This window comes from Catellatospora methionotrophica, assembly GCF_011297335.1.
Classification (GTDB): Bacteria; Actinomycetota; Actinomycetes; order Mycobacteriales; family Micromonosporaceae; genus Catellatospora; species Catellatospora methionotrophica.
The window spans coordinates 864201-875011 of sequence record NZ_JAAOTJ010000001.1 but is presented as its reverse complement, the minus strand read 5'-3'; the positions used below and the strand labels follow the sequence as shown (position 1 = coordinate 875011).

Annotated in this window: 10 protein-coding genes; 5 read left to right on the top strand and 5 right to left on the bottom strand. The window is 71.4% G+C overall.

Translation table 11 applies throughout. The annotated features are described in order from the left end of the window. The first annotated feature begins 14 nt into the window (after positions 1–14). The 4 genes from HAV40_RS03870 to soxR all read left to right on the top strand — a co-directional run bounded on the left by HAV40_RS03870 (position 15) and on the right by soxR (position 5388). Complete coding sequence (locus HAV40_RS03870) at positions 15–1418, top strand: MFS transporter (protein WP_166379012.1); 1404 nt, start codon at positions 15–17, stop codon at positions 1416–1418. Positions 1419–1440: 22 nt separating this feature from the next. Beyond that, positions 1441–1647 carry an MbtH family protein gene (locus HAV40_RS03865; RefSeq protein WP_166379010.1) on the top strand — a complete coding sequence of 69 codons (207 nt, stop codon included), beginning with the start codon at positions 1441–1443 and terminating at the stop codon, positions 1645–1647. A gap of 168 nt (positions 1648–1815) precedes the next feature. Continuing rightward, positions 1816–4671 carry an AfsR/SARP family transcriptional regulator gene (locus HAV40_RS03860; protein ID WP_239086715.1) on the top strand — a complete coding sequence of 952 codons (2856 nt, stop codon included), beginning with the start codon at positions 1816–1818 and terminating at the stop codon, positions 4669–4671. A 234-nt stretch (positions 4672–4905) separates the two neighbouring features. Continuing rightward, positions 4906–5388: a redox-sensitive transcriptional activator SoxR gene (gene soxR / locus HAV40_RS03855; protein WP_166379008.1), complete on the top strand. Its 483-nt coding sequence runs from the start codon at positions 4906–4908 to the stop codon at positions 5386–5388. A 2-nt stretch (positions 5389–5390) separates the two neighbouring features. Here the strand turns inward: soxR and fdxA are convergent, their stop codons facing one another. Continuing rightward, a complete protein-coding gene (fdxA, locus tag HAV40_RS03850) occupies positions 5391–5726 on the bottom strand; it encodes a ferredoxin (RefSeq protein ID WP_166379006.1) in 336 nt (111 codons plus the stop codon). Between the two features lie 103 nt (positions 5727–5829). Then, positions 5830–6555, bottom strand: coding sequence for a hypothetical protein (locus HAV40_RS03845; protein ID WP_166379004.1), 726 nt, complete (start codon positions 6553–6555; stop codon positions 5830–5832). A 291-nt stretch (positions 6556–6846) separates the two neighbouring features. Between HAV40_RS03845 and HAV40_RS03840 the strand changes: the two genes are divergently transcribed. Beyond that, a complete protein-coding gene (locus tag HAV40_RS03840; RefSeq protein WP_166380066.1) occupies positions 6847–7338 on the top strand; it encodes an SRPBCC family protein in 492 nt (163 codons plus the stop codon). 57 nt (positions 7339–7395) lie between these two features. Here HAV40_RS03840 and HAV40_RS03835 read toward each other — a convergent pair whose 3' ends face one another. The 3 genes from HAV40_RS03835 to HAV40_RS03825 all read right to left on the bottom strand — a co-directional run bounded on the left by HAV40_RS03835 (position 7396) and on the right by HAV40_RS03825 (position 10660). Continuing rightward, positions 7396–7980 (bottom strand): DUF6892 domain-containing protein, encoded by a 585-nt coding sequence (locus HAV40_RS03835; RefSeq protein WP_166379002.1) that lies wholly within the window; start codon positions 7978–7980, stop codon positions 7396–7398. 138 nt (positions 7981–8118) lie between these two features. After that, positions 8119–9348, bottom strand: a complete 1230-nt coding sequence (locus HAV40_RS03830) for a phospholipase D-like domain-containing protein (protein ID WP_166379000.1) — start codon at positions 9346–9348, stop codon at positions 8119–8121. Positions 9349–9535: 187 nt separating this feature from the next. Then, positions 9536–10660: a trypsin-like serine peptidase gene (locus HAV40_RS03825; protein WP_166378998.1), complete on the bottom strand. Its 1125-nt coding sequence runs from the start codon at positions 10658–10660 to the stop codon at positions 9536–9538. Positions 10661–10811: the final 151 nt, after the last annotated feature.

Genomic DNA, 10811 nt, shown 5'->3' with positions numbered 1-10811 from the left:
CGGAAGGAACTGCTTTGTCCAAGTTGACCGGCTGGCGCGCGTTCACCGCGCTCTGGGGCGGGCAGACCGTGTCGATGATCGGCTCGGGGCTGTTCGCGTTCGCCGTCGGCGTGTGGGTCTACCAGCGCACCGGCTCCGCGACCATGTTCAGCCTCATCCTGTTCTTCGACATGATGCCCGGCATCCTCATCGCCCCCTATGCCGGAGTGGTGGCCGACCGGGTCAACCGGCGCACCCTGATGCTGCTGGCCAACACCGGCTGCGCGATCAGCTCCCTGCTGGTCGCCGCGATCGCCCTGGCCGACCCGTCCCCCTCCTGGCTGTGGCTGCTGTACCCGGCCCTGATCCTCGGGGGAGTGTCGGCGTCGTTCCACGGCGCGGCCTACGAGGCCTCGTTCGCGCTGCTCGTCGAGGAGCGGCACCTCGGCCGGGCCAACGGGCTCATGCAGTTCGGCTACGGCGTGGCCGAGGTCGCCGCACCCCTGGCCGCCGGCATCCTGCTGCTCTACATGGACATCTGGACGCTGATCCTGTTCGACGTGCTGACGTTCGTCGTGGCGAACATCGCCCTGCTGCTGCTGGCGATACCCCGGCCGGATCCCGAGGACGGCCAGGACGAGCCCACCGGACGGCTGCGCGAGGACCTCACGTACGGCCTGCGTTTCCTGCGCCGCAGGCCCGGCCTGCTGATGCTGCTGGGCCTGTTCGCGATGCTGAACTTCCTGGCCAGCCTCGCCGTCGTCGCGGTGACACCGCTGGTGCTGTCCTTCGGTGACGAGGCGGCCCTGGGCACGGTCACGGCGCTGGGCGGCGCCGGCATCATCGTCGGCGGTCTGCTGATGACCGCCTGGGGCGGCACCCGGCGGCGCATCGTGGGCCTGCTGGCCGCGACGGCGCTGGCCGGGGTCTTCCTCGCCCTGTACGGCGTACGCCCCTCGGTGCTGCTGGTGGCCGTCGGCGCGTTCGGGTTCTTCTTCTCCCTGCCGATCATCAACGCGTCCAGCGGCGCGATCTGGCAGGCCAGCGTCCCGCCCGCCGTCCAGGGCCGGGTGTTCGCCGTGCGGCGCATCCTCGCCCAGGCCAGCGGGCCGATCGCGTTCATCGTCGGCGGTCTGGCCATCGACCGCTGGCTCAGCCCGCTGCTGGCCGAACCCGGCGGCGCGGCCGACGTGCTCGGCCCGGTCTTCGGCACCGGCACCGGCCGCGGCATCGGGCTGCTGTTCGTCGCGATGGGCGCGCTGATGATCGTCGTGGCGGCGCTCGGCGCGGCCAGCCCTGCCCTGCGCGGCGTCGAGCACACCCCCGCCGAGCCCGCCGCCGACGGGCCCGCCCCCGTCGAGCCGCTGCCCCCGACCGGCCCGACGATCCTGCCCGAGTCCGCCCGCACCCACCCCGCCGACGCCGCCCCGCACGCCTGACCCACCACGACAGGAGAAGATCATGGACGAGGACGACCAGCAGTACGCCGTGGTGCTCAACCACGAGGAGCAGTACTCGATCTGGCCCGCCGACCGGGAGCTGCCGGCCGGCTGGCACGGCGACGGATTCACCGGCCGCAAGGCCGAATGCCTGGCCCACATCGACGCCGTGTGGACCGACATGCGGCCGTTGAGCCTGCGCAGGGCCATGGAGGCCGCCGCGGGCTGAGCCGCCGCACCCTCGCGCCGCCCGCCGGTTTCGGCCCGGCGGGCGCGCGGGAACACAGCACCATGCGGCAACGTCAGCGAGACCGGCAGGGACCGAGCGGTCAGGCCCGCCGACCCGGACGGGCCACGTCCCGGCAGGTGGTAGGGTGACCGGCCCGCCACCGTCCGGATGCGCGCCCAGCAGGCCGCGCCGGCTGACACCCTGCCCGCCGAGGTGATCATGTCCGTCCAGTTCGAGCTGCTCGGACCGCTGGCGGCCACCCGCGACGGCCGACCGGTTGCACTCGGCTCCACCAAGCAGCAGCTGGTCCTCGCGGCGCTGCTGCTACGCCCCGGCGAGGCCGTCTCCACCGACGAACTGGCGCGGCTGCTCTGGGGCGAGCGGCTGCCGCCGTCGGGCACGTCCAACATCCGGACCTACGTACGCGGCCTGCGCCAGGCCCTGGGCTCCGGAACCGGAGCGCAGATCCAGACCGTTCCGGGCGGCTACCTGCTGCGCCTGCCACCCGGCTCGCGCGACCTCGACCGGTTCGACGCCGCCACAGCCCGCGGCCGCGCGGCGCTGACCTGCGGCGACCCGGCCACCGCCAGGGCCGAGCTGGCGACCGCCGTCAACCTGTGGCGCGGCGCCCCGCTCGCCGGCCTGCCCCTGCCGCCGGCTCTCACCGGCTCCGTCGCGGACCTCGCCGAGCGGCGGCTGCTGGCCGAGGAGGACTTCGCCGCGGCCGGCATCGCCCTGGGCGAGACCGCCGCCGTGATCCCCCGCCTGCGCGCGCTGCTCGACCGGCACCCGCTGCGGCAGCGGGCCTGGGCGCACCTGATGACCAACCTGTACCGCGCCGGCGACGTCGCCGGCGCGTTGGCCGCGTTCCGGCAGGCCAGGCAGGCGCTCGTCGAGCAGACCGGGATGGACCCCGGCCCGGACCTGGTCCGCCTGCACGACGACATCCTGCACCACCGGCTCGACCCCGGCGAGCCCGGCGCGCGACCCGCCGCCCCGCCGGCAGCCGACCCTGCGGCACACCCCCGGCAGCTGCCCCTCGCCCGGCCCGGCTTCGTCGGCCGCGGCACCGAACTGGCCCAGCTCGACGCGATCCTCACCGATCCGCCGCCGGGACCCGCGGGCATCGCCATCGCCACGATCAGCGGCATGGCGGGCGTCGGCAAGACCACCCTCGCGCTGCACTGGGCCCATCAGGCCGCCGACCGGTTCCCCGACGGGCAGCTGTACCTCAACCTGCACGGATACGACGACGCCGCCGCGTTGTCCCCAGCGGACGCGCTCGTCACCTTCCTCGAGGCGCTCGGCGTGCCGGTCAGCCGCATCCCCGCCGGCGTCGACGCCCGAGCGGGCCTGTACCGCAGCCTGCTCGCAGCCCGCCGCATCCTGATCGTGCTGGACAACGCCCGCGACGCCGACCAGGTCCGCCCGCTGCTGCCGGGCGCGGGCCACTGCTCCGTCCTGGTGACCAGCCGCGACCAGCTCACCGGCCTGGCCGCGGCCGAGGGGGCCCACCCGCTGACCCTCGACGTGCTCACCGCCACCGAATCGTTGGAGCTGCTCCGCAGCCGGCTCGGCGCCCAGCGCGTCGCCGCGGAACTGCCCGCCACCGCCGAGATGATCGAGCTGACCGGCCGGTTGCCGCTCGGGCTGTCCATCGTCGCGGCGCGGGTCGCGGCCAGACCCAGCTTCCCGCTCGAAGCCGTCGCGGCGCAGCTTCGCCCGTCGACGGCCAGGCTGGGTGTGCTCGCCGCAGGCGACATCCGGCGGGTCTTCTCCTGGTCGTACCGTGCCCTGACCCCGCCGGCGGCCCACCTGCTGCGCCTGCTCGGGCTGCATCCGGGACCCGACCTCACCGGCGCGGCCGCCGCGGCGATGCTCGGCAGGCCCCCCGCCCAGACGATCCCGCTGCTGCAGGAGCTGACCCACCTGCACCTGCTCACCGAACACCTGCCCGACCGGTACGCGCTGCACGACCTGCTCCGCTCGTACGCCGCCGAGCTGGCCCAGTCAGCCGACCACGCCGACGAGCGCCACGCCGCCGCGCACCGGATGTACGACCACTACCTGCACAGCGCCCATCCTGCCGCGATGCTGCTCCAGCCCACGTGGACCCCGGTCGAGCCCGTGCCCGCCCTGCCCGGCAACCCGCACGTGCCGCCGCCGGACCGGGCCGCGGCCATGGCCTGGTTCCAGGCCGAGCACCCCGTGCTGCTGCGGGTGCTGCGCCAGGCCGCCGACACCGGCTCCGAGCAGTACGCCTGCCGACTCGCCTGGTCCCTGGCCGCCTATCTCGCACCGCGCGGCCTGTTCCAGGACCAGCGGGCCGCCCAGCAGGCGGCGCTGGCCGCGGCCGAACGCATCGGCGACCTCGACGCACAGGCGCTGGCCTGCCGGATGCTGGCACGAGCCCTCCTGCGCCTGGGTGACCAGCAGGCCGCCGAGGACCACCTGCAGCGCGCCCTGGACCTGTACGAGCAGCTCGGCGACCTGGACAGCCTCGCCCTCTCGCTGCGCCACTACACCGAGCTGTGCACCGAGTGCGGCCGCCTCGACGAGGCGCTCAAGCACGCGACCGAGGCGCTGCGGGTGTCCCGGCAGACCGGCAGCCGGTACGCGCAGGCGCGGGCCCTGAACACCAAGGGCTACCTGCACGCCCTCACCGCCGACTACCCGCAGGCCATCGCGGACTGCGGGCAGGCGCTGGCGCAGCAGGAGCAGATGAACGACCGGGTGGGGCAGGCGGCGACCCTGGACAGCCTGGGCTTCGCCTACCACCGGCTCGGTGAGCCGGACCGGGCGGCCGACTGCTACGAGCAGTCCGTCGTCCGCTTCGGTGAGTCGGGCAACCGCTTCCACGAGGCGCTGACCCTCATCCACCTCGGCGAGGCGCGGGAGGCGCTGGCGGATCTGCCCGCCGCCCGCCAGGCCTGGCAACGGGCGGTGCGGATCTACGACGACCTCGGCGACCGCCCGGCCGCGGACCGGGTGCGGCAGCGGCTCGCCGGGCTGCCACCGCGCTGACCCGTCCCGCTGCACGACGGCCCGGCCCGCGCGGTGCGGGAGCAGGTGTCACGCGGCTCAGCTGGGCACCGGCCGCGTGACATGGAAACGGGATCAGTCCGCGGGGTGCGGGGCCAGAGCCTGCCAGACAAGCCAGCCGGGCAGCAGCAACGCACCGACCTATGCTGCTGCGCGTACGTGATGGCGGATGATCCGATTTGATCTCAACTCAGGTTGAGGTTCTACGCTGCGGCGGTGTCGTCGGAACCGTTCTCACACCCCAACGACCTGCTCACCGTCCGGGAGGTCGTCGCCCGCACCGGGGTGGTCCCGTCCGCGCTGCGGTTCTACGAGGCACGAGGGCTCATCACGGCCGAGCGCAACCACGGTAATCAGCGGCTGTACCGGCGGCACATGCTGCGGCGCATCTCGCTCGTTCTCGCAGCCCGGCGGCTGGGCATTCCGCTCGCCGACGTCGCGGAGATCTTCACCACGCTGCCGGCCGACGGACCGCCGAGCCACCGGGACTGGGTGCGGGTTTCGCGTGGGTGGAAGCGCCAGCTCGCGGAACGGCGGCGTTACATCGTCAACCTTGAGCGCCAGCTCACCGCCTGCATCGGGTGTGGCTGCCTGTCCATGAAACTGTGCGATCTACTCAACCCCGACGACCGCCTACGGACTCGCGGCCAGGGACCGGTCCGTCTCCACGACCCGAGTGACAGCAAGGATGGACCGTGACCTCACGCCAGGGCACCGTCGTCGGCCTGCAGCGGCAGGGCCGCCACGAGCGGGTGGTCGCCCGCGACGGGGCCTCCCCGCGGCGCCCCTCCGGGTGAACCGATCGAGGTGAAGAACCCGGCGTTGACAGCGATGTACCCGCTGAACTCGGAAGGTAGGTCATCTTCGAAGAAGATGGCTTCGACGGGGCATGCGGGTTCGCAGGCGCCGCAGTCGATGCACTCGTCAGGATGGATGTACAGCATCCGGTCACCCTCGTATATGCAGTCGATCGGGCACTCGTCGACGCATGCCTTGTCCATCACATCCACACACGGCATCGCGATCACGTAGGTCATGCTCCGAAAGGCTAGGAGCTGAACCGCACTTGAGCGCAAGCCCGGCCCGGTGCACGCGCCGCCGGAACAACCCGCGAAGAGCCGCAAGGGTGGCCCGCAGCCGTCAGACCTCCGGCGCACGGTGCGCGGCAGTGGCCGCTCCGGTCGATCCATCGGGCGGTGAGGAGTCGGGGCGCTCCAGCACGATCTCGACGAGGCCCGCGTCAGCGTAGCCGAGCCGCAGCAGGACCCCCTCGACGGCGAACTCGTCCGAGGTCGCCCCCGCGGTGTCGCCGAGGATCGTCCGCGCGTGCTCGCGATCGCTGCCTGCGGTCAGTCCGGCGATCAGCGCGGCGGGACGCGGATATGCGTCGTCGCCGACGAGGCGAAATGTCATGCCGCTCAGACCGTCAGGTCCGGTCGTGATCAGCGCCGTCCCGGCGGCGAGGCTCCGCGAGAGCTCGCCCTGCTCACCGTCTTCCGGCTGCCCCAGCGCGGCGAGGTGCCACCAGAGCTCGCCCGCGAACCGGGCCGGGATCGGGTGCTTGCGGCAGGGGAACCACCGCTCCGGCAGCCACGCCCCGCCGCTCGGGTGGAACAGGCGCAGGTCGTTGTGCTCGCCCCGCCAGCACTCGCCCTGGAACTGCCAGAGTGTCCCGCCGTCGTCGAGCGCCGCGGCGTACGCCTGGTCGGTCAGGGCGAACAGCGCATCGGCCGAACCGTGGCCGACCTGCTGGTCGACGCCGATCCACGCCCGGCCGGTCGACAGCTCGACGCCGATGCTCGGGTTCGCGGCGACCTGCACGAAGCACGTGATGTCGGGCTGGACACCGCCGCGTCTCGGGGTCATCGTGCTGCCTCCGGTGTGTTTGCCCGCAGCTTCGCGAGTTCGGCCGTGGGTCCGCCTGGTACGCCACGGTCAGCGATCATGGTACGGCGCTCAGCGTCCGTGCTCGGCGAGCAGATGGTCATGGTCGCGGATCATGGCAGCCGGATCCCACGGTGTGTCGCCTACACCCGATGGGACGCCGACGGCGTCACGGCTGCGGGCTAGGTGGTCCGGCCCAGGTCAGGCACCGACCCGATGTGCGGCGAGGATGCTAGCGTTCGCCGTCGACCCGTGAACCTGGAGCGCGCCGCCATGAAGTACACCGTCTCGATCGAGATCGCCCAACCGAGGGAGCGGGTGGCCCAGCTGCTCGCCGACCCGGCCCAGCTGCCGAAGTGGCTGCGGGGGATGGTGCTGCACGAGCCGCTGAGTGGAGTGCACGGGCAGGTCGGGACCACGTCACGGGTCGTGTTGCAGATGGGGCAGCAGAAGATCGAGGCCACCGAGACCATCACCCGCAGGGAACCGGCAGACCTGCACGCGATTCCGAAGGACATCGTCGTGCACTTCAGCCGCGAGATCGTCAGCGACGGCATGTGGAGCGCCGCGCACGAGCACCTCACCGAAGTCGGCCCCGAGGCGACGCTGTGGGTGAGCGAGAACGAGTACCGGTTCGGCGGCTGGCTGATGCGGTTGGTGGGGCTGGTGATGCCCGGTGCCTTCCGCAAGCAGTCGCTGCGGCACATGCGGGACTTCAAGGCGTTCGCGGAGCAGGGTAAGGACGTCCGTGAGGAGCGGGATTGACCTGCTGCCGCCGCCTCGCCTTTAGCCCGCAGGCTCGTGTGGGAGCCGCGGGCAAGGTCAACGGGGGGTGCGGCGGTGGACAGTCACTCCGCGGGCCTCTAGACGGGCCAGGACCTCGGGATCGTCGAGGTGCGCGAGTCTGACGTCCAGGGTGAGCAGCGCCGGCAGCGACTCCAGCGCCGCCGAACCGGTGCACACGCCGGTCAGCAGCAGGTCCGACAGCGCGGGGTGGCCGGTCAACGGCGTCAGGTCCAGCGGCAGCGGGTGGTAGCCGTGGCCGTCGAGATCCAGCGACCGCAGACCGGACAGCGACTGCACGCCCTCCAGCGAGGTCACGTTGTAGTCGTCGGACTCGCCGCCGGTGTCGATGTCGAGTGTCTGCTCGATGAGCATGTAGACGTCGTTGCCGCCGTCGAAGTCCAGGTGGGTGATCGCCGAAACCTGGCCGGGCGGCACCGCGACGGCGTGCAGCAGTTCCAGCGACGCGTCCAGGCGCGGGCCCGGACCGGGGTAGCCGTCATCCGGGCCGTCGGGGCCGGTCGACTCGATGATCGCTCGCAGCTCGGCGGCGGTCGCATCATCGGCCATCAGGGCGTTCAGAACGCCCAGGTGCAGGCCGCGGTCGGGGAAGGCGATGGTCACGATCTCGACCGTATCGTGCTGCGCGAGCCGCATGCGAGGCGGCACGGACCGGTAGTCGCCCACGTGGTTCCGGACGGCACCGGAGCCCGTGCGCTCCGCGGGGTCACCGCGACGGGCGCGATGACCCCGGCAGTTGCCTCAACGGCAGGGATAGTTGCTCTTGGTGCAGGTGACACCGGTGTTGTAGGCCTCGTTGAAGTGGGTGTAGTAGGCGTCGTACAGGGGGTGCGCGGTGCCGGTCTCCGGGCCCATCTTGACGAAGATCTCTTCGTTCTCGTTCAGCGCGTCCTGGGTCCAGTTCTGCGATCCGGTGTAGACGCGGTACTGGTAGGTGCCGCCGTAGCTGCCGTACGCCATGAAGAACTTGTCGTGGATGGCGGCCTTGCGCCGGATGGCGACCCCGGCGGCGAGCAGTTCGTCGTAGACCGACTCGGTCATGGCTATGCCGCCGGAGGAGTCGGTGCCCACGGCCATCCAGACGTTGCAACCGCCGGACCGGTACGACTTGACGACGTCGACGACCTTCGGGCGGCCGCTGGTGACCGAGGCCATGCCGATGCGCAGCCGACAGTTGCTGTTGGGGGTGAGGTCGTTGAGCCGCGTCGCGATGGTGTCGGTCTGGCCCGCGCCCTCGGGCGAGGCGTACGCGTCGGCGGCGGTGGCCTGGTAGTAGCCGCGGCCGGAAGCGGAGTCGTAGTAGTCGTTGCCGGAGTAGTGCCGCCGGTTCCACAGGTCGGCGAAGTTGGCGTTGAGGCCGTTCATCAGGGCGGTGTCGCCGTACACGGTGATGGTGTTGTTGAAGGCGTCGGTGCCGGTGGCGTAGGTGAGGTTGGCCGACCCGAACCATGAGACGTTGGCGCGCCGGACCCCGTTGGGGTCGGTGGTCGAGGAGAAGGTGAACATCTTGGTGTGCATGTCGCCGTCGGCGCTGGTGCTCATGCACCCGGTGCCGCCGTTGGCGTTGGTGCAGAACCTGTGGTTGGTCAGCTTCTTGACGGTGGTGACCGCGGGGTCGGTGGACGGGGCGTTCTTGCCGTCGATCACGACCATAACGGCGACCCCGCGGGTCTGGGCGCGCAGTAGCGCGTCGGCGGCGGAGTCGATGCTCAGCGAGTGGATGGTGCCCTTGATGGTGGCGCCTGCGGGGGTGTTGTCGATGAGCCGCTGCAGCTCGTTGATGATCGTGTAGTCGCGTCCGGCGGTCGGGTTGGCGAAGTGTGCCCATACCGGATAGCCGCCGATGGTGGCGGAAGTGCTGTGCAGCGCGGCCGTGGCGGGCGTCGCGGTGAGCAGGGTCGTGGCGACGGTGACTGCGGCCATGGCGGCCAGTGACCGGCGGAACCGGCCCGTATCTGAGAAAAGCTTCATGATGGTCGATCTTGTGAAAGAAACCTTCGTCTGTCAATCCGGACGCCGGCCGCGGGTCGGCGAGGCACCGCGTCCGCCTTACCGCACTCCCATCTCAGGCAATCGAGGTTTGTGTATATATCACGCGATGCTGTGGGAGCCGCGCGGCTCCCACAGCATCGTCATGACCTCAGCGGCTGCGGACAGCTCACATGTTCTTGGTGAAGTCGTACAGGTCCAGGGCAGTCTGGTCGAAGTACGGCGACGCCACGATCGTGGGGTTGGGCAGCTGGTCGACGCGGCTGTTGATGCCGTTGACCAGGCCCCAGTTGCCGTCCCAGTTCAGCAGCCAGCCGCCGCCGCTGGCACCCTTGTTGAAGTTGCAGGGAATCTTGATCGTCTCGGTCCAGACATTGGCGTTCTCCTGCGTGGAGTAGCCGTTGCAGCGCAGCAGGTTGCCGCCGTCGAACGGGGCCTGCGCGGGGTAGCCGAACGCGTTCTGCAGGTTCTGCGTGCCGGCGAACGTCCACAGGCCCTGGCCGCCGAGGTAGCTGACGATGTGGTTGCCGTTCAGCGTGCCCATGATCGCCACGCCCATGTCCTCGGCCGGGGCCGACGAGTTGATCCACGCGGTCCTGGTCCAGATGCTGACCGCGGACCAGGTGCCGTACGGCCGCGGGTTGGCCAGGTCGTCGTCGTAGGCCGGGACGAACGCCCAGCTGGAGGCAGCCACGCCGCCCGCGCCGCTGTGGATGCAGTGTCCGGCCGTCCACACCGTGTCGGCGCCGGCGGAGTTCACCACGGTGCCGGAGCACTGGTAGGAGAGCCCGCCGAGCACGAAGAACGCCTTGCCGCTGGTACGCGCGGTCGGGTGGGACGAGGCGAAGTTCGGGTTGACGGCCAGGGTCGACGCGCCGCCGCCCTTGGGGGTGCCCAGGGCGCCTTCAAAGGGCGGGATCACCGTGGGCTTACGGGCGTCGGTGGCCGCCTGTGGCACCACGGTCTCCGCCGCCGCGCTGCCCACGGCCATCGCGCGGGCGTACTCGGGCGACTCCTCGATGGGCCGGGCCGCGCGCATGCGCGCCGGCGTCCAGAACGCGTCGATCGCCTGGGCCGCGGTGACGTTCCGCCCGTACTTCGCCTGCCCGGCTGCCCAGGCGTCGGCGTGGACGGCCACCGCGCCTCCGGTCACACCGGCCTTCGCTGACAGGCCCGCGTCGTCAGGGGTGGCCGCAGCGGACTGGGGCACAGCCAGGGCTACCCCGGCCGCCAGGGCGACGGCCGAGAGGATCCGGGCCGTGGAGGCCTGGCGCCTGGTCGTTGTGACTGCCATTCATGTTCTCCCAACCTGTGGCGGAGCCCGTGCGGCTTCCGCTCAGGCGGTTACTGTTGTCGATGGAGCGAACGTCCAATGAGGATGTTGGACAGCGTTGGACACCTGGACCCGTGGCGTAGGCCACCGCACTGGCGCGGTGGAACGCCAC

Bases quoted from the DNA above. Each gene is read 5' to 3' on its own strand.
- HAV40_RS03840 (WP_166380066.1), top strand. From the start codon at position 6,847: ATGAAGTACACCGTCTCGATCGAGATCGCCCAACCGAGGGAGCGGGTG.
- HAV40_RS03860 (WP_239086715.1), top strand. From the start codon at position 1,816: ATGCGCGCCCAGCAGGCCGCGCCGGCTGACACCCTGCCCGCCGAGGTG.
- HAV40_RS03865 (WP_166379010.1), top strand. From the start codon at position 1,441: ATGGACGAGGACGACCAGCAGTACGCCGTGGTGCTCAACCACGAGGAG.
- HAV40_RS03845 (WP_166379004.1), bottom strand. From the start codon at position 6,555: ATGACCCCGAGACGCGGCGGTGTCCAGCCCGACATCACGTGCTTCGTG.
- fdxA (WP_166379006.1), bottom strand. From the start codon at position 5,726: ATGACCTACGTGATCGCGATGCCGTGTGTGGATGTGATGGACAAGGCA.
- HAV40_RS03825 (WP_166378998.1), bottom strand. From the start codon at position 10,660: ATGGCAGTCACAACGACCAGGCGCCAGGCCTCCACGGCCCGGATCCTC.
- HAV40_RS03830 (WP_166379000.1), bottom strand. From the start codon at position 9,348: ATGAAGCTTTTCTCAGATACGGGCCGGTTCCGCCGGTCACTGGCCGCC.